Genomic DNA, 18,184 nt, shown 5'->3' with positions numbered 1-18,184 from the left:
TCTTGGAATGGCCGGCGACGCGCCATGGCCTTATGGAATAGGGAGAATGGCGCGCGTTAAAAGATTCAACCTGAAGGATCAGCGGCAGCTAACCCATTGCCTCAGGCACGAAAAAGCCAGGCCGAGCAACGCTCGCCTGGCTTCATCATCAGGTTTTCTGGAGATTGGTAGCTATGAGCGGGTAATTGACCCTGTCAAACCGTGCGGCACAGCACCCAATCGTGCAGCAGCACGCGCAGTTCGTCGAATTTCACCGGTTTGGCCAGGTAATCGCTCATCCCGGCCGCCAGGCACCGCTCACGATCCCCTGACTGGCTGTGGGCAGTGATCGCCAGCACCGGTAACGCGGTACACGCCGGCAACTGACGTATGGCGCGGCAAGTGGCGAAGCCGTCCATCACCGGCATCTGGCAATCGAGCAGCACCGCGTCGATGGCCTCGCGCTGCAGGCACTCCAATGCCTCGTTGCCATTATCCGCGGTGCGCACGCGGTAACCGAGCTTGAGCAGCATGCCGCGAATCACCAACTGGTTGATGGCGTTATCCTCGACCACCAGCACCGTGCACTGCTCGGGCGCACGCACCGCCGTGCCGGCGCTACGCCGCACGGTGGGTTCTTCGGCGAGCGTCTTTACAGGTAGTGCCAGCGAGAGATCGAGGCGGAAGATGCTGCCGCCCGCTCCGGCGCGATTGGGCTCGTAGGCGAGACTGCCGCCCAGCAGATCGACCAGTTGCCGGCAGATGCTCAGACCGATGCCCAAGCCGCCGTATTCACGGGTCATCGAAGTGTCGAGCTGATGAAAACGCCGATACAGGTCGGTCTCGCGGACGTTTTCCAGACCGATGCCGGCATCGATCACCTCGAAGCTCAGCGGCAGGCTGTCCGCCGTGACCTGGGCATTGCTGCGCACGCGCAGGCGAACCTTACCCACTGAGGTGAACTTGATGGCGTTATCGAGCAGGTAGCCCAGCGCCTGCGCCAACTTCTGCCCGTCGCCCTCGACGGTATCGGGCAGACGTTCGTCGAGGTCCAGCTTGAAGTCCAGCCCCTTGGCACGGGCCCGGCCCTCGAAGTTCGCGCACAAGCCGTCGAGCAGCCCGCGCAGGCTGAAGGTTTCGCGCCGCGGATAGAGCCGGCCGGCCTGCAGTTCGGTGAGCGCCAGAATGTCGTTGACCATTTGCATCATGTCCCGCGCCGAACGGGTCGCGGTCTTCTGATATTGCTCGACCTCGGGGTCCAGACGCAGGGTCTGCATCAGTTCCAGCGAGCCGATCACGCCGTTCATCGGCGTGCGCAGCTCGTGGGTGACGGTGGCCAGGAAGTCATCCTTGAGGCGGTTGCTGTCGGCCAGTTCGTGGTTGAGCATCTCCAGCTTTGCGCTGGCGCTCTGCAGGATGCGCGCGCGCTCCTCTTTCATGCCGTTGATACGGTCGGCCAGGGCCAGGGACAGCAGCGCCACTTCGATGGCACTGCCGATCTGGCTGGCGTACATGGTCAGGAACACGTTGGGCAGGTAGCCGAGCACCATCAGCGTATTGACCACCCCGCCGAGCAGGAACGCCGCCCAGGCGATCAGAAAATAGCGCGCCACCCGCATGCCGCGCCACCAGGCCAGTGCGCCGGCGATCGGCACCACCAGAGTGAACACCAGGGCCAGCACCGTGGCCAGGCGCAACGACAGGGCATAACTGACGCACAGCGCCAGCACCATCACCAGGGCGCCCCAGAGCATCAGCAGCAACAGGCTGCGGTCGACCCACGGGCTGTGCTCGCGGGTGTGCAGGAAGCTGCGCGCGAACTGGCAGCCGAACAGCGCCGTGGCGCCGATCAGAAACGGCGTGGCGGCGTTGGCCCACCAGGGATTGTCCGGCCAGAAGAACTCGATGCCGGCCCCATTTACCGACACCTGATACAACCCGAACGAGGCGATGTAGAAGATGTAATAGAGGTAGCTGGTGTCCCGCACGCTGATGAAGATGAACAGGTTGTAGATCGCCATCACCAGCAACACGCCGTAGATGATGCCCAGCACATAGATACGCGCCGGCTGTTCTTCCAGGTAGGCGGCTGGCGACCACAGGCTTAGCGGCGCCTGGATCGAACCCTGGCTTTCCAGGCGCAGGTAGACGCGGCGCACCTGCTCGGGCTGGAACTCGAGGGCGAATAGGTAGTTGTTCTGGCGGATCTCGCGGCTGGAGAACGGCAATGCATCGCCGGTGCGATGAGTTAAGCGAAAGCGGCCATCGGCACCCTCTTCATAGAGTTCCAGATGATCCAGCGGCGGGTAGGCCAGTTCCAGCAGCCAGCTCTGCGGGTTGACGCTGGCCGCGCCGCGAGGCTGGTACTGCAGGTCGATGCGCAACCAGAATGCCGAACGCGAGTAGCCGGCATTCAACACTGCCTTGTCGTGCTGCCGGAAGCTACCCTGCAGGGCGCTGGAGGTCACGTCGTCGATGCTCTTGTCGCCGCGCACGTCCTCGAATACCGCGATGTGCTCCCCGAGCGGTAGGACGCGAGTGCGCTCGTCGAAGACCGCCGGCCCGGCCGCACTGGCCAGCAACGGGCAAAGCGCCAGAAGAAGGATCAGGAAAGAACGCATGCAGCCCCGCAGATGACCATGTTATGCGATATCGGAAGGCCCCACGCCTTCGAGATGACAACGCCGTTCACAGCTCGACATATGAATGCCGGCAACTCTAGGGTTCTGGCTTACGCATCGCAAGGGCGATGACGACCAAACGTCAGGTCAGGGCGCCGGCAGGCTCAACAGCGCCTTGGTGATGGCCTCGGCCAGATACTGGATGGAAAACACCCCGCCGTGGGCCCAGGTATCGGGCACCGCCGCGAAACGGTCAGCACGCACGAACGGCATGGCCCGCCACTCGCGTGTCGCGAACAGCTGCGCCTGCCCGGCGAACGGCTCGATGTACAGCACCACGCCCTCCTCGATGCTCGCCAGGGCCTGCACCGGTAACAGCGCCTCACGCTGCTGCGGGTAGGCAGGCTGCAGATGCAGTTGCTGCAGGGCGTGGTCGATCATCGAGTCGCCGTCGCCGCCGTCGACGCGAACCGTGCTCGCCGATTTGAAACGGATCACCGCCACCTTGGGCAATCGACCGCGAAAGTGCTCGACCAGTTGGCGATGCAGCTCATCGACCTGCACCTGCATGGCCGCCAGTTCGCGCAGCGCGTGATCCTCACGGCCGAAGCGCTGGGCCAGCGCCAGGTAGTCGTCACGGGCGACCAGATAACTGTCGTGCTCCTGGGACGGGCTGCCATAGGCGGTGACGGGGGCGATGCGCGCCAACTTGTCGCGCATGCCTTCCAGCGGCTCGCCGATGACGATCAGGTCCGGCTTGAGTGCCGCCACCCGCTCGAGATCGGGCGCACGCTGCGGCCCTGCGCTGGGTACCTCAGCCGGCAACGGCGGGCGTGCCACCTGGGCGCGATACCGATCGGCATCGGCCACGGCGACCGGCGTGATGTCGAGTTTGAGCAGATGCTCGGTGGCCTCCCAGCTCAGCGCCACCACCCGCGGCTCGGCCTGGGCGAGGCCCGCCAGCAGGCAAAGCGACAATGAGACGCCACGCAACAGATTGTTCATGTCAGGCGCCTTCTTCCCTGTCGATACGTAAAAGTGCAGGCCTCGCGATCCGCGGGCAAGGCCATCCTACAAACACCCCTGGCGGGCCTCAAGACCATCGCGTGCCCGGTGCCCCGACCGCCGAACCGGCCTGGCCTCATCGCCGCCCATAAAATGATAAGCTCGCGCCCCATCCAAATGCCGCCTGCCATGTGCCGGTGCGAGCCCGATCAACCCGGTACCGCGGCCACCGCCGTACCCGTAAACCGGAACCCGCGACACAGATGATCGACTTTGGCCTCCCCGATTACCCCCGCAGCACCGCCCGCCTCGCTCCATCGCGCCCCGTGGTGCTGTGCCTGTCCGGTCACGACCCGAGCGGCGGCGCCGGCCTGCAGGCCGACATCGAAGCGCTGCTCGCCCAAGGCTGCCACGCAGCCCCGGCAGTCACCGCGCTGACCGTGCAGGACACCGTCGACGTCAGCGACTTCCGAGTGCTCGACCGCGACTGGGTACTGGCCCAGGCCCATGCGGTGATCGCCGACATGCCGGTGGCCGCGGTCAAGCTGGGTATGCTCGGCTCGGTGGAGATGGTCGACACCGTGCTCATGATCATGGCCAAGCTGCCCGGTATCCCACTGGTCTGCGATCCGGTGCTGCGCGCTGGCGGCGGCGGCGCCCTGGGCAAGGAGGATGTCGGCTACGCCATGCGCGAACGCCTGTTCGCCGCCTCCACCATCGCCACGCCGAATCTGCCCGAGGCGCGCATTCTCGCCGAGCTGCCCGATGGCAACGCTGACCAGTGCGCTGAAAAGCTGCTGCCCCATATCGAGCACTTGCTGATCACCGGCGGTCACGGCGACGAAAGCGAGGTCCATAACCGCCTGTACCTGCGCGACGGCAGCCGCCACGATTTCACCTGCCCACGCCTGCCCGGCAGCTACCATGGCTCGGGCTGCACCCTGGCCAGCACCCTGGCCGGCCGCCTGGCCCTCGGTCAGGATCTGATCGGCGCCGTGCAGACCGCCCTGGATTACACCTGGCGCACCCTGCGCGATGCCGAACAGCCAGGGCGCGGCCAGTTCGTGCCGCGCCGCCTGCCACTGGATCTCAACTGATGGCCACGCACGGCAAACTGCGCGGCCTCTACGCGATTACCGACAGCCAATTGCTCGCCGGCGGCAAGCTGCTGCCCTATGTAGAGGCCGCTTTGGCCGGTGGCGCACGACTGTTGCAATACCGCGACAAGTCCACCGACGAAGCACGCCGCCTGCGCGAAGCCGAGGCACTGCGTACGCTGTGCGAAAACCACGGCGCCGAACTGATCATCAATGACGACGCCGAACTGGCGGCGCGCCTTGGCGTCGGCCTGCACCTCGGCCAGCAGGACGGTTCGCTGGCAGCAGCCCGCGCCCTGCTCGGCCGCCAGGCGATCATTGGCGGCACCTGCCACGCCCAACTCGCCCTGGCCGAACAGGCGGCCGGCGAAGGCGCCAGCTACGTGGCCTTCGGCCGCTTCTTCAATTCACTGACCAAACCCGGCGCCCCAGCCGCCACGCTGGATCTGCTCGAGGCCGCCAAAGCCCGCGTGGCCCTGCCGATCGTCGCCATCGGCGGCGTCGACCTGCACAACGCCGCCCCGCTGATCGAACGTGGCGCCAGCATGATCGCCGTGATCCACGCCTTGTTCGCCGCCGATTCACCCGCCGAGGTCGAGCATCGCGCGCGTGCCTTCAGCGCCCTGTTCGAATCGAACTGACTGACCTTTTTTCAGGAGACCCCAATGTCCCGCTCCGAAACGCTATTCGCCAACGCCCAGAAACACATTCCCGGCGGTGTGAACTCGCCCGTGCGCGCCTTCAAGAGCGTGGGCGGCACGCCACTGTTCTTCAAGCACGCCGAAGGCGCCTACGTCACCGATGAAGACGACAAGCGCTACGTCGACTACGTCGGCTCCTGGGGCCCGATGATCCTCGGCCATAGCCACCCGGACGTGCTCGACGCCGTGCGCCGCCAGCTCGACCACGGCCTGTCCTACGGCGCGCCGACCGCCATGGAAACCGAGATGGCCGACCTGGTCTGCTCGATCGTGCCGTCCATGGAGATGGTGCGCATGGTCAGCTCGGGCACCGAAGCGACCATGAGCGCCATCCGCCTGGCCCGCGGCTACACCGGCCGCGACGCGATCATCAAGTTCGAAGGCTGCTACCACGGCCACTCCGACAGCCTGCTGGTCAAGGCCGGCTCCGGCCTGCTGACCCAGGGCGTACCCAGTTCGGCGGGTGTACCGGCGGATTTCGCCAAGCACACCCTGACCCTGCCGTTCAACGATATCGCCGCGGTCGAAAAGACCCTGAGCGAAGTCGGCCAGACCGTCGCCTGCATCATCGTCGAACCGGTGGCCGGCAACATGAACTGCGTGCCGCCAGCGCCGGGCTTCCTCGAAGGCCTGCGCGAGCAGTGCGACCAGCACGGCGTGGTGCTGATCTTCGACGAAGTGATGACCGGTTTCCGCGTCGCCCTCGGCGGCGCTCAGGCCCACTACGGCGTCACCCCGGACCTGTCGACCTTCGGCAAGATCGTCGGCGGCGGCATGCCGGTGGGTTGCTTCGGTGGCAAGCGCGCGATCATGGAGTGCATCGCTCCGCTCGGCCCGGTCTACCAGGCCGGCACGCTGTCGGGTAATCCGCTGGCCATGGCCGCTGGCCTGACCACCCTGAAACTGATCAGCCGCCCGGGCTTCCACGCCGAGCTCGCCGACTACACAAGTCGCCTGCTGCAGGGCCTGCAGGATCGCGCCGATGCCGCCGGCATCCCGTTCGTCACCACCCAGGCAGGCGGCATGTTCGGTCTGTACTTCAGCGGCGCCGACGATATCGTTACTTTCGATGACGTGATGGCCAGCGACGCCGAGCGCTTCAAGCGCTTCTTCCACCTGATGCTCGACGGTGGCGTGTACCTGGCACCGAGCGCCTTCGAGGCTGGTTTCACCTCCATCGCCCATGGCGAAGCCGAGCTGAAACTGACCCTGGACGCGGCCGAGCGCGCCTTCGCGGCCCTCAAGCAGGCGTGAGCGAAACGGCGCCGTTCGGCGCCGGAGGTGAACGGCAGGTGGCCCAAATGGTTCTCTGGTAGGCCACCGCCGCGCATCGACGCGCTCTATCGGGCACCGGTAGCGACTGCCCTTGCGCCAGCTTGGGGCAGAAAAGCCGGCAAACACTTTGTAAGAACGGTGCCGCTTATTTCATAATGTGATGCCGAGCCCAATTGGCCTCGTCATCCATCCACCTGTCAGCCTGTCGAGGTATCCGGATCTTCATGAAGCGCACCGGCCGCACCCTGTCCCTGGGCTGCCTGTTGCTCCTGCTGCCAACGCTCGGCGTGGCGGATGGAAACTCATTGCTGATCCCGGCGACCGGGAGCTGCTCGCTCAACGTCGCCGCCGAAGACCTGCCCGCCGCGCTGCAAGCCTGCCAACAGAGCGCCGAAGGTGGCGATGCGCAGGCTCAGTACGAGCTGGGTGAGTTCTACTATGAAGGCCGCTCCGGCGAACGCGACCTGCCCCAGGCGCTGAGCTGGTTCGAACACGCCTCCCTGCAGGGCCATGCCCAGGCGCAATATCGCCTGGGCATGATGTTCTTTCGTGGCGAAGGCGTGGCAGCCAACAACGTGCAGGCCTACATCGTGCTAAAGATGGCCGCGGTCAACGGCTCGGACGAAGCTATGGACGGTGCCGACGAAGTGGCCATGCAGATGCCCCGCGCCGAGCAGGAAGTCGCCACCCAGGTGCTGGGGCAGATCTTCCGTAATTACCTGCAGGAGCTACAGGCTGCCGACAGCCTGTCGCCCTTCGCCCCACTCAAGTAATCAACCGATCAGCGGCGCTTTTCGCCTCTCACTTTTCCGGCAAGGGCGGCATCGGAAATGGCATGACGTTGCCGCCGCCCTTGGCTTCGCTGATCTTTGGCGTACCCAGACGCTCGACCTCGTCGATCCGCACGATCGAATGCATCGGCACAAAGCTGCGCACTACCCCGTCGAACTGCGCCTTGAGCTTCTCTTCGCTGGGGTCGACCACCAGTTGCGAGCGCTCACCGAATACGAACTCCTCGATTTCCAGGAACCCCCACAGATCGCTCTGGAAGATCTGCTTGGCGTACATCTCGTACACCTGGCCCTGATTGAGAAAGATCACCTTGTAGATGGGGTCGCGCTTGGTCATGGGTAACGAACGGCTGGCTGTGCTATGAAAGGGCGCGAATCTTAGCACGCCGCTGCATCGCCTCGCCGCCCCTCCCGTCCTGCGCCTGTGGCCTCGAACGGCCAACCCACCTATAATCCGCGGTCATTTTTTCACCGCCGACGAATCGCCATGACCAAGAAGCTCTATATCGAAACCCACGGTTGCCAGATGAACGAGTACGACAGCTCGCGCATGGTCGACCTGCTGGGCGAGCATCAGGCCCTGGAAGTCACCGATCGGCCGGAAGACGCTGACGTCATCCTGCTCAATACCTGTTCGATCCGCGAAAAGGCCCAGGACAAGGTGTTCTCCCAGCTTGGCCGCTGGCGCGAGCTGAAGCTGGAGAACCCCGATCTGGTGATCGGCGTCGGCGGCTGCGTGGCCAGCCAGGAAGGCGCGGCGATCCGTGACCGTGCGCCCTACGTCGATGTGGTGTTCGGCCCGCAAACCCTGCACCGCTTGCCGGAGATGATCGACGCCGCACGGGTGACCAAGACCGCCCAGGTGGACATTTCCTTCCCAGAGATCGAGAAGTTCGATCGCCTGCCCGAGCCGCGCGTGGATGGCCCCAGCGCCTTCGTTTCTGTGATGGAAGGTTGCAGCAAGTACTGCACCTTCTGCGTGGTGCCCTACACCCGCGGTGAGGAAGTCAGTCGCCCGCTGGACGACGTGCTTGGCGAAATCATCCACCTCGCCGAGAACGGCGTGCGCGAAGTGACCCTGCTGGGCCAGAACGTCAACGGCTACCGCGGCGAAACCCGTGATGGCGGCATCGCCGACTTCGCCGAACTGCTGTATCTGGTGGCGGCCGTCGACGGCATCGACCGCATCCGCTACACCACCAGCCACCCGCTGGAATTCTCCGACGCGCTGATCAAGGCCCACGCCGAAATCCCCGAACTGGTGAAATTCCTGCACCTGCCGGTGCAGTCGGGCTCGGACCGCATCCTGGCGGCGATGAAGCGCAACCACACCGCGCTGGAATACAAGTCGCGCATCCGCAAGCTCAAGGCGGCGGTGCCGGACATCGTCATCAGCTCGGACTTCATCATCGGCTTCCCCGGCGAGACCGAAAAGGACTTCGAACAGACCATGAAGCTGGTCCAGGACGTCGGCTTCGACTTCTCCTACTCCTTCGTCTACAGCTCGCGCCCGGGCACGCCGGCAGCCGATCTGGTCGACGACACCCCGGATGAGGTCAAGAAGCAGCGCCTGCAGATCCTGCAGAACCGCCTCAACCAGCAGGGCTTCGAGAACAGCCGGCGCATGGTCGGCAGCGTGCAGCGCATCCTGGTCAGCGACTTCTCGAAAAAGGACCCGGGCAAGCTGCAGGGCAAGACCGAGAACAACCGCTTCGTCAACTTCCCGTGCGACAACCCGCGCCTGATCGGCCAGTTCGTCGACGTGCATATCGACGAGGCGCTTCCGCACTCCTTACGCGGCACACTCATCGAACGTCATTGAACAATCAGCCGGCTGTCCGCATATCGTGATGACGCGCCAGGTGCAGCGCGGCGGTCAGCCGCGCTTTCACTCGTCCCTGGCTAGCGCTATTCTCTCCCTTCCATTCAGCCGACGGCGGCCTTAAAACGACCTTGAATACCACCTCGACACCTCATCGCTTCACCCTCGAGCCCTTCGAAGCCAAGCGCTTCGCCAACCTCAGCGGGCAATTCGACGAGCACCTGCGCCTGATCGAATCGCGCCTGGGCATCGAGATCCGCAACCGCGGCAACCAGTTCGAGCTGCTTGGCGAGGCCGGGCAGACCCTGTCTGCCGAGAACCTGCTGCGCCGCCTGTACCGTGAAACCGACAGCACCGAACTGTCGCCTGACATGGTGCACCTGTTCCTGCAGGAATCGGGTATCGAGGAACTCAACAGCCCCAGCAGCCACACCGACGTCGCCCTGCGCACGCGCAAGGGCATGATTCGTCCACGCGGCGCCAACCAGCAGCGCTACGTCAAGGCGATCCTCGACCACGACATCAACTTCGGCATCGGCCCGGCCGGTACCGGCAAAACCTACCTGGCCGTGGCCGCCGCCGTGGACGCCCTGGAGCGCGAGCAGATCCGCCGCATCCTGCTGGTGCGCCCGGCGGTCGAGGCTGGCGAGAAGCTCGGTTTCCTGCCTGGCGACCTGTCGCAGAAGATCGACCCATACCTGCGCCCGCTCTACGACGCCCTGTACGAGATGCTCGGCTTCGAGCAGGTGGCCAAACTGATCGAGAAGCAGGTGATCGAAGTCGCGCCGCTGGCATACATGCGCGGCCGCACGCTGAACAACAGCTTCATCATTCTCGATGAGAGCCAGAACACCACCATGGAACAGATGAAGATGTTCCTGACCCGTATCGGTTTCGGCTCCACCGCGGTGATTACCGGCGACGTTACCCAGGTCGACCTGCCGCGCGGCACCAAGAGCGGCCTCAAGCACGTCATCGAAGTGCTCAGGGACGTGCCGGGCATCAGCTTCACCCACTTCCTGCCCAAGGACGTGGTGCGCCACCCATTGGTGCAGCGCATCGTCGAGGCCTACGAGCGCTTCGATGCCGACCACCAGCCGTTCGACCGCCGCCCGGCGGACAACGATCCGGGAGCGCGCTCCGAGCCATGATCGAACTGGATCTGCAGGTCGCGAGCGAAGCTGGCCGCCTGCCCGCGCAGGCCGATTTTCAGGCCTGGTGCGCGATCGCTCTGCGCCAGCGCAGCGCCGACTCGGAACTGACCATCCGCCTGGTGGACGAAGAGGAAGGCCGCGAGCTCAATCGCACCTGGCGCGGCAAGGACTACGCCACCAACGTGCTGTCCTTCCCGGCCGATGTACCCGACGAATTACTCGATATTCCACTGCTCGGCGATCTGGTGATCTGCGTGCCAGTGGTCGAGCGCGAGGCTGTCGAGCAAGGCAAGACCTTGGATGCGCACTGGGCGCATCTGGTGATTCACGGCTGTCTACATCTTTTGGGCTACGACCACATCGACGATGCGGAAGCCGAAGAGATGGAAAGCCTGGAACGAATACTGCTCGCCGAGCTGGGTCATCCCGACCCGTATGCCGGCGACGAATGACTATAGGGATCCCGAGTAAAACGCCATGAGCGAAGACCGATCGAGCAACGAGCAGAAGTCCTGGTTGAACAAACTGACCCAGGCTTTTGCTCATGAGCCGAAAAACCGCCAGGAACTGCTGGAAGTCCTGCGTGATGCCCACCAGAACAAACTGCTCGACAGCGAGGCTCTGGCCATCGTCGAAGGCGCCATCCAGGTCGCCGACCTGCAGGTTCGCGACATCATGGTGCCGCGCTCCCAGGTGGTGACCATCAAGGCCAGCCAGCCCCCCAAGGAATTCCTCCCGGTGATCATCGAAGCGGCGCACTCGCGCTACCCGGTGATCGGCGAAACCCTCGACGACGTGCTCGGCATCCTGCTCGCCAAGGATCTGCTGCCGTTGCTGCTCAATGATCAGCCCGACTTCAACATCCGCGACATGCTGCGCCCGGCCACCTTCGTGCCCGAGTCCAAGCGTCTCAACGTGCTGCTGCGCGAGTTCCGCGCCAACCACAACCACATGGCGGTGGTGATCGACGAATACGGTGGCGTCGCCGGCCTGGTGACCATCGAAGACGTGCTGGAGCAGATCGTCGGTGATATCGAGGACGAGCACGACGTCGAGGAAGACAGTTACGTCAAGCCGCTGCCCAGCGGCGACTTCCTGGTCAAGGCGCTGACGCCCATCGATCACTTCAACGAAACCTTCACCACCGATTTCTCCGACGACGAGTTCGACACCGTTGGCGGCCTGGTGATGAGCGCCTTCGGCCATCTGCCCAAGCGCAATGAAGTGACGGTGATCGGCGAGTTCCGCTTTCGCGTGCTCAACGCCGACAGCCGCCGCGTGCATCTGCTACGCCTGACGCCGCTGGCCCGCTGACCCGACACCCCGCCATCTGGCGGGGTGTTCGCTCTCCCTTATCGTGAGTCCCTCGATGAACCGACTGTTCCAACCCGGCTGGGCCGGCAACCTGATCGCCCTGCTGGCCGGCGCGCTGACCACCCTGGCGCTGGCGCCCTATGGCATCTGGCCGCTGGCGCTGCTGTCCATCGCCCTGCTCTACCGCGGCCTGCGTGCGTTGACGCCGCGCCAGGCGGCCTGGCGCGGCTGGTGGTACGGCTTCGGGCTATTCGCCTCGGGCACCAGCTGGGTTTACGTGAGCATCCACGACTACGGCGCGGCCTCACCGCCGCTGGCCGCCTTCCTGACCCTGGGTTTCGTCGCCGGCCTGGGCCTGTTCTTCGCCCTCGCCACCTGGCTGTGGGCGCTTTGCCTGCGCCGCGACAGCGCGCCATTGGGCGATGCCCTGGCATTCGCTGCGCTGTGGGTGGCCCAGGAAGCGTTTCGCGGCTGGTTCCTCACCGGCTTCCCGTGGCTATATGTCGGCTACAGCCAGCTCGACGGCCCCATGGCCGGCCTGGCGCCGATTGGCGGCGTGTGGCTGCTGTCGTTCGCCCTGGCATTGAGCGCAGCGCTCTTGGTCAACCTGCCGCGCCTGCTCGGCAACAAGCCACAACTGGCCGAGGCGCTGGTGCTGCTGATCGCGCCCTGGCTGCTCGGCGCTGCATTCAAGGATCACGTCTGGACCGCACCGGCAGGCGAGCCGCTCAGCGTGGCGGCGATCCAGGGCAACGTGGAACAGAACCTCAAGTGGGACCCGGCCCAGCTCAACGCCCAACTGGCGCTGTACCGCGACATGAGCTTCGCCAGCAAGCCGGTGGATATCCTGGTGTGGCCGGAGACCGCGGTGCCGGTGCTCAAGGAACAGGCCATCGGCTACCTGAGCATGATGGATCGCTTCGCCAGCGACCGGAAAAGCGCACTGATCACCGGCGTGCCGATCCGCCAGCCCAATGCCGACGGCGACATTCGCTACTACAACGGCGTCAGCGTGATCGGTCAGGGCAGCGGCGATTACCTCAAGCAGCGCCTGGTGCCGTTTGGCGAATACGTGCCGTTGCAGGACATGCTGCGCGGGCTGATCGCCTTCTTCGACCTGCCGATGTCCGACTTCGCCCGCGGCGAGCACGACCAGCCGCTGCTCGAAGCCAAGGGGCACCGCATCGCCACGTTCATCTGCTACGAAGTGGTCTACCCGGAATTCGCCGCCGAGATGGCGGCCCAGAGCGACCTGCTGCTGACGGTCAGCAACGACACCTGGTTCGGCAAGTCGATCGGCCCGCTGCAGCATCTGCAGATGGCGCAGATGCGCGCCCTGGAGGCCGGCCGCTGGATGATCCGCGCCACCAACAACGGTGTGACCGTGCTGATCGACCCGTTCGGGCGTATCACCGAGCGCCTGCCGCAATTCGAACAGGCCACGCTCTACGGCCAGGTGCAGCCAATGCAGCACCTGACGCCCTACCTGCAATGGCGCTCGTGGCCGCTGATCATTCTCTGCAGCCTGCTGGCCGGCTGGGCGCTGGTGCGGCGGCGTCGGGACGCGAAGTAAGCAGGGTCGAACTGAGTGGTGGGCTGATGCGAATCGGCATCCTGCCCACCCTTCTTGTCTTTTCCGGATAGGCGTTATAGCCTGTGGGAGCGCACTGGGGCGCCTAGTCCATGCGCGCGAAAATCACGGGCATGGCCCGTTCCCACACTTGAGAAGCGGCGCACTCCACAACGTAGGGTGGGCTTTAGCCCACCACTTAACGCTACCTCCCGTAAACCAGCGGATAAGCCAGCGCGCCTATCACCTCGTTGAGCAGCAAGGTGCTTTGCCAGAAGGCCTTGCCTTCCGGCAGCCAGCCCCCCATCGGCCGGCCATTGGCCACGCCGAGAAAGCCCACCGGCGCCGTCATCACCTCGAAACCGGCCTGCTCGAAGCACCAGCGTGAGCGCGGCATGTGCCAGGCCTGGGTCACCAGCAAAACCCGACGGATGCCTTCAGGCTCGAGCAGCGCAGCAGTTTCGGTCGCATTTTCCCAGGTGGTGCGGCTGCGCTCCTCCTGCCAACGCACCTCGACACCCAGATCCTCGCGCATCACCTCGGCCATCAGCGCAGCCTCGCTGGGCGGGCGACCGAAGTGCAGGCCGCCGGTGGTCAGCACCGGCAAGCCGGAGGCTTTGGCCAGCCGCGCCGCATAGCGTGTGCGCTCCAGCGCCATGGCGCTGGGCTGCTCGCCGCCCCAGGCGGGGTCGTCCGAATCGCGCCCGCCGCCGAGCACGACGATGACATCCGCCTGCTGCGCCAGGGTGCTCCACTGTTGCTGGGCGATTGCCGGCTCGCGCTCGATGGCCCTGGCCATCCATTCCACCGTTACGGGCAGGCTCATCAACCACAGGCCGCCCAGCCCGAGCATGAAACAGCACAGGGCCAGCCGCGGGAAACGCCGGCGCAGGAACCAGCCCAGGGCGATGAGCAGCAACAGGACGCCGGGCGGCATGAAGAACTGCTTGAGCAGATAGCGCAGCGGCATCGAGCACCTCCAAAAAGGCTCGAAGCCTAGGGCCTGTTGACGTTTCAGCGCAAGCGGACGGAGCGACCTGCGGCCAGGGTCAGGACTTGTGGCACTCGGGCTCGCGACAGGCCAAGGCCGGCTGACGCTCGAATGGCGGCTGCGCAACCGCCGACTGGTATTGACGCGCCGCCGTGGCGTGCCAGCCATTGAGCCAGGCGCGGTCCTTGGCGAGGTATGCGGTAATCAGCGCCAGCTCGTCGGGCGACAGGCCGCGCACCTCCATGTCCGGAGGCGGCTGGCTGGACAGCTGCGCCAGGTTGTCGGCTTCGTCCAGGGCCACGGTCAGGCGTTCCAGCAACCGCCCATAGGGGTCACTCTCGTTATGGATATCTACGGGGACTTGCATCGCACACCTCCAGGCAGGGCGCCTTCCACTGAGCGTAGCCGCCACCCCGCATCCGGCTTGCCGCAACGACAAATGGCGCCGTCGACGGCGCGCCGCGCAATCAGCGTTTCCCTCTGCCGAGGGGGGTCATGTATGCTACGGCGTTTCCCGAAAGCCCCTTTCCCTAGCGCAAGTAGCCATGCACGAACAGTATCAGCCACGTGAAATCGAAGCCGCCGCGCAATCCCACTGGGACGCGCAGAACTCCTTTGCTGTCAGCGAACAGCCCGGCAAGGACACCTTCTACTGCCTGTCGATGTTCCCCTACCCGAGCGGCAAGCTACACATGGGGCACGTGCGCAACTACACCATCGGTGACGTGATCGCCCGCTACCAGCGCATGCAGGGCAAGAACGTGCTGCAGCCCATGGGCTGGGACGCTTTCGGCATGCCGGCGGAAAACGCCGCCATGAAGAACAACGTGGCGCCGGCCAAGTGGACCTACGAGAACATCGAGTACATGAAGTCCCAGCTCAAGAGCCTGGGCCTGGCCATCGACTGGTCTCGTGAAGTCACCACCTGCAAGCCGGACTACTACCGCTGGGAACAATGGCTGTTCACCCGCCTGTTCGAAAAAGGCGTGATCTACCGCAAGAACGGCACCGTCAACTGGGACCCGGTCGACCAGACCGTACTGGCCAACGAGCAGGTCATCGACGGCCGTGGCTGGCGTTCCGGCGCGGTGATCGAGAAGCGCGAGATCCCCATGTACTACTTCAAGATCACCGCCTACGCGGATGAACTCCTGAGTAGCCTGGACGAACTCGATGGCTGGCCGGAACAGGTCAAGACCATGCAGCGCAACTGGATCGGCAAGTCCCGCGGCATGGAAGTGCAGTTCCCCTACAACGTCGACTCCATCGGCGAAGCCGGTGCTCTGAAAGTGTTCACCACCCGCCCGGATACCCTGATGGGCGCGACCTACGTCGCCGTGGCCGCCGAGCACCCGCTGGCCACTCTGGCCGCCAAGGAGAACCCCGAGCTGCAGGCGTTCATCGCCGAATGCAAGGCTGGCAGCGTCGCCGAAGCCGACATGGCCACCCAGGAAAAGAAAGGCCTGCCGACCTCCCTGTTCGTCGAGCACCCGCTGACCGGCGAGAAGCTGCCGGTGTGGGTCGCCAACTACGTGCTGATGCACTACGGCGACGGTGCGGTCATGGCGGTTCCGGCCCACGACGAGCGCGACTTCGCCTTCGCCCGCAAGTACCACCTGCCGGTCAAGGCCGTGGTGCGCACCAGCGCTGGCGATGAAGTCGGCAGCGAATGGCAGGACGCCTACGGCGAGCATGGCCAGCTGATCAACTCCGGCGAATTCGACGGCCTGGACTTCGAGGGCGCGTTCGACGCCATCGAGGCGGCGCTGCTGCGCAAGGAGCTCGGCAAATCGCGCACCCAGTTCCGCCTGCGCGACTGGGGCATCAGCCGCCAGCGCTACTGGGGCTGCCCGATCCCGATCATCCACTGCGACAGCTGTGGCGACGTACCGGTGCCCGAAGACCAGTTGCCGGTAGTGCTGCCCGAAGACGTGGTACCGGACGGCGCCGGCTCGCCGCTGGCGCGCATGCCAGAATTCTACGAATGCAGCTGCCCGAAATGCGGCGCACCGGCCAAGCGCGAAACCGACACCATGGACACCTTCGTGGAATCGTCCTGGTACTTCGCCCGCTACGCCTCGCCGCACTATACCGGCGGCATGGTCGACCCGGCGGCGGCCAACCACTGGCTGCCGGTTGACCAGTACATCGGCGGCATCGAACACGCCATCCTGCACCTGCTCTACGCGCGCTTCTTCCACAAGCTGATGCGCGACGAAGGCCTGCTGACCTCCAACGAGCCATTCAAGAACCTGCTGACCCAGGGCATGGTGGTCGCCGAAACCTACTACCGAGTGCTCGATAACGGCGGCAAGGACTGGTTCAACCCGGCCGACGTCACCGTCGAGCGGGATGCCAAGGGCAAGGTCATCGCTGCCAAACTGGCCAGCGACGGCCTGCCGGTGGAAATCGGCGGTACCGAGAAGATGTCCAAGTCCAAGAACAACGGTGTCGACCCCCAAGCGATGATCGATGCCTACGGCGCCGACACCTGCCGCCTGTTCATGATGTTCGCTTCGCCGCCCGACATGAGCTGCGAGTGGTCGGATGCCGGTATCGAAGGCGCCAACCGCTTCCTGCGCCGAGTCTGGCGTCTGGCCCAGGGCCATGTCAGCCAGGGCCTGCCGGGCGTACTGGATATCGCCAAGCTGGACGACGCCGGCAAGGAAATCCGCCGCGCCATTCACCTGGCCATCAAGCAGGCCTCCCAGGACGTTGGCCAGCACCACAAATTCAACACTGCCATCGCCCAGGTGATGACCTTGATGAACGTGCTGGAAAAAGCCCCTCAGGACAACGACCAGCAGCGCGCGCTGATCCAGGAAGGCCTGGAAACCGTCGCCCTGCTGCTCGCCCCGATCACCCCGCACATCAGCCACGAGCTGTGGCAGGAGCTGGGTCATGAGGAAGCCATCATCGACGCCAACTGGCCGGTGGTGGACGAGTCGGCCCTGGTGCAGGATAGCCTGACCCTGGTTATTCAGGTCAACGGCAAACTGCGCGGGCAGATCGAAGTGCCGGCCGATGCCAGCCGCGAAGCCGTCGAAGCCGCAGCGCGCAGCAACGAGAACGTACAACGTTTCACCGAAGGGCTGACGATCCGCAAGGTCATCGTGGTGCCTGGCAAGCTGGTCAATATCGTCGCCAGTTGAGGCGACAGGGAACGGCCGGTCGCCACTGGCGACCGGCATCCGGTCTAGAGTTTCGGCCATGCCGGCCAGCGGAGCCGGCAGGACAAGGGGATACGAGATGATCAAGCGCAATCTTTTGGTAATCGGCCTGGCTGGCCTGCTCGGCGCGTGCGGCTTCCAGCTGCGTGGCACCGGCGACGTGCAGTTCGCCCTCAAGGAACTCGACGTGAGCGCACGCGACACCTACGGCGACACCGTGCGTGACGTCAAGGACGTGCTGGAGAACAACGGCGTTCGCGTGTTCCCGGGCGCAGCCTACAAGCTGTACCTGGCCCGCGAGCAGGAAAGCCAGCGTTCGGCCAGCTACACCAGCTCGGCACGCAGCGTCGAATACGAGCGCACCATGAGCCTGGATTACGAGATCCGCGGCGCCAAGAATCTGCTGTTGCTGAGCAACAAGCTCGAAGTGCAGAACTACTACGTGCAGGACTCCAACAACCTGATCGGCAACGACCAGCAGGCCAATCAGCTGCGCACCGAAATGCGCCGCGACCTGGTTCAGCAGCTGGCCCAGCGCCTGCAGCAGATCACCCCGGCGCAACTGGATGAGCTGCAACAGACCGCCGAAGCCAAGGCGAAAGCCGAAGCCGACGCCCTGGAAGCAGCCCGTCAGCGTGAAGCCGCGCAGCCGCAGCAATCGCCCATCGAACTACCTGCTCGTTAAGCCAGACGG

Annotated in this window: 16 protein-coding genes; 11 read left to right on the top strand and 5 right to left on the bottom strand. The window is 64.8% G+C overall.

Annotated elements, in window-relative coordinates; genetic code table 11:
- Positions 1–194 precede the first annotated feature (194 nt).
- Both BVH01_RS08475 and BVH01_RS08470 read right to left on the bottom strand, forming a co-directional pair.
- Complete coding sequence (locus tag BVH01_RS08475; RefSeq protein WP_075929920.1) at positions 195–2,600, bottom strand: hybrid sensor histidine kinase/response regulator; 2,406 nt, start codon at positions 2,598–2,600, stop codon at positions 195–197.
- A 147-nt stretch (positions 2,601–2,747) separates the two neighbouring features.
- Positions 2,748–3,605, bottom strand: coding sequence for an ABC transporter substrate-binding protein (locus tag BVH01_RS08470; protein ID WP_075929919.1), 858 nt, complete (start codon positions 3,603–3,605; stop codon positions 2,748–2,750).
- 263 nt (positions 3,606–3,868) lie between these two features.
- Between BVH01_RS08470 and BVH01_RS08465 the strand changes: the two genes are divergently transcribed.
- The 4 genes from BVH01_RS08465 to BVH01_RS08450 all read left to right on the top strand — a co-directional run bounded on the left by BVH01_RS08465 (position 3,869) and on the right by BVH01_RS08450 (position 7,451).
- Positions 3,869–4,702: a bifunctional hydroxymethylpyrimidine kinase/phosphomethylpyrimidine kinase gene (locus BVH01_RS08465; RefSeq protein WP_075929918.1), complete on the top strand. Its 834-nt coding sequence runs from the start codon at positions 3,869–3,871 to the stop codon at positions 4,700–4,702.
- Positions 4,702–5,343 (top strand): thiamine phosphate synthase, encoded by a 642-nt coding sequence (gene thiE / locus BVH01_RS08460; RefSeq protein WP_075929917.1) that lies wholly within the window; start codon positions 4,702–4,704, stop codon positions 5,341–5,343. The genes BVH01_RS08465 and thiE overlap by 1 nt, the downstream gene beginning before the upstream one ends.
- 24 nt (positions 5,344–5,367) lie before the next feature.
- A complete protein-coding gene (gene hemL / locus BVH01_RS08455; RefSeq protein ID WP_075929916.1) occupies positions 5,368–6,657 on the top strand; it encodes a glutamate-1-semialdehyde 2,1-aminomutase in 1,290 nt (429 codons plus the stop codon).
- Between the two features lie 245 nt (positions 6,658–6,902).
- Positions 6,903–7,451, top strand: coding sequence for a tetratricopeptide repeat protein (locus BVH01_RS08450; RefSeq protein WP_075929915.1), 549 nt, complete (start codon positions 6,903–6,905; stop codon positions 7,449–7,451).
- A 28-nt stretch (positions 7,452–7,479) separates the two neighbouring features.
- Here the strand turns inward: BVH01_RS08450 and BVH01_RS08445 are convergent, their stop codons facing one another.
- Positions 7,480–7,806 (bottom strand): DUF1820 family protein, encoded by a 327-nt coding sequence (locus BVH01_RS08445; RefSeq protein WP_070884132.1) that lies wholly within the window; start codon positions 7,804–7,806, stop codon positions 7,480–7,482.
- A 150-nt stretch (positions 7,807–7,956) separates the two neighbouring features.
- Here BVH01_RS08445 and miaB point away from each other — a divergent pair, with 150 nt between their 5' ends.
- The 5 genes from miaB to lnt all read left to right on the top strand — a co-directional run bounded on the left by miaB (position 7,957) and on the right by lnt (position 13,332).
- Entirely contained in the window at positions 7,957–9,291 is a 1,335-nt protein-coding gene (miaB, locus tag BVH01_RS08440) for a tRNA (N6-isopentenyl adenosine(37)-C2)-methylthiotransferase MiaB (protein WP_075929914.1), read from the top strand.
- Positions 9,292–9,422: 131 nt separating this feature from the next.
- A complete protein-coding gene (locus BVH01_RS08435; RefSeq protein ID WP_075929913.1) occupies positions 9,423–10,442 on the top strand; it encodes a PhoH family protein in 1,020 nt (339 codons plus the stop codon).
- A complete protein-coding gene (gene ybeY / locus BVH01_RS08430; RefSeq protein WP_075929912.1) occupies positions 10,439–10,897 on the top strand; it encodes an rRNA maturation RNase YbeY in 459 nt (152 codons plus the stop codon). The genes BVH01_RS08435 and ybeY overlap by 4 nt, the downstream gene beginning before the upstream one ends.
- A gap of 25 nt (positions 10,898–10,922) precedes the next feature.
- Positions 10,923–11,759, top strand: a complete 837-nt coding sequence (locus tag BVH01_RS08425) for an HlyC/CorC family transporter (protein ID WP_075929911.1) — start codon at positions 10,923–10,925, stop codon at positions 11,757–11,759.
- A gap of 55 nt (positions 11,760–11,814) precedes the next feature.
- Positions 11,815–13,332, top strand: a complete 1,518-nt coding sequence (gene lnt, locus BVH01_RS08420; RefSeq protein ID WP_075929910.1) for an apolipoprotein N-acyltransferase — start codon at positions 11,815–11,817, stop codon at positions 13,330–13,332.
- Positions 13,333–13,534: 202 nt separating this feature from the next.
- Here lnt and BVH01_RS08415 read toward each other — a convergent pair whose 3' ends face one another.
- Together BVH01_RS08415 and BVH01_RS08410 are read right to left on the bottom strand one after the other, a co-directional pair.
- On the bottom strand, positions 13,535–14,299 hold the full coding sequence (locus BVH01_RS08415; RefSeq protein ID WP_075929909.1) for a YdcF family protein: 765 nt from the start codon (positions 14,297–14,299) through the stop codon (positions 13,535–13,537).
- A gap of 79 nt (positions 14,300–14,378) precedes the next feature.
- A complete protein-coding gene (locus BVH01_RS08410; protein ID WP_139317799.1) occupies positions 14,379–14,687 on the bottom strand; it encodes a hypothetical protein in 309 nt (102 codons plus the stop codon).
- 178 nt (positions 14,688–14,865) lie between these two features.
- Between BVH01_RS08410 and leuS the strand changes: the two genes are divergently transcribed.
- The gene (leuS, locus tag BVH01_RS08405) at positions 14,866–17,472 is read left to right on the top strand and encodes a leucine--tRNA ligase (protein WP_075929907.1); all 2,607 of its coding nucleotides are present in this window, start codon (positions 14,866–14,868) and stop codon (positions 17,470–17,472) included.
- A 97-nt stretch (positions 17,473–17,569) separates the two neighbouring features.
- Positions 17,570–18,175, top strand: a complete 606-nt coding sequence (lptE, locus tag BVH01_RS08400) for an LPS assembly lipoprotein LptE (protein ID WP_075929906.1) — start codon at positions 17,570–17,572, stop codon at positions 18,173–18,175.
- The last annotated feature ends 9 nt before the right edge of the window (positions 18,176–18,184 follow it).

Source organism: Pseudomonas sp. PA1(2017) (assembly GCF_001945375.1).
GTDB lineage: Bacteria > Pseudomonadota > Gammaproteobacteria > Pseudomonadales > Pseudomonadaceae > Aquipseudomonas.
The sequence above is the reverse complement of the archived record's forward strand: the minus strand, read 5'-3'. Positions and strand labels throughout refer to the sequence as shown.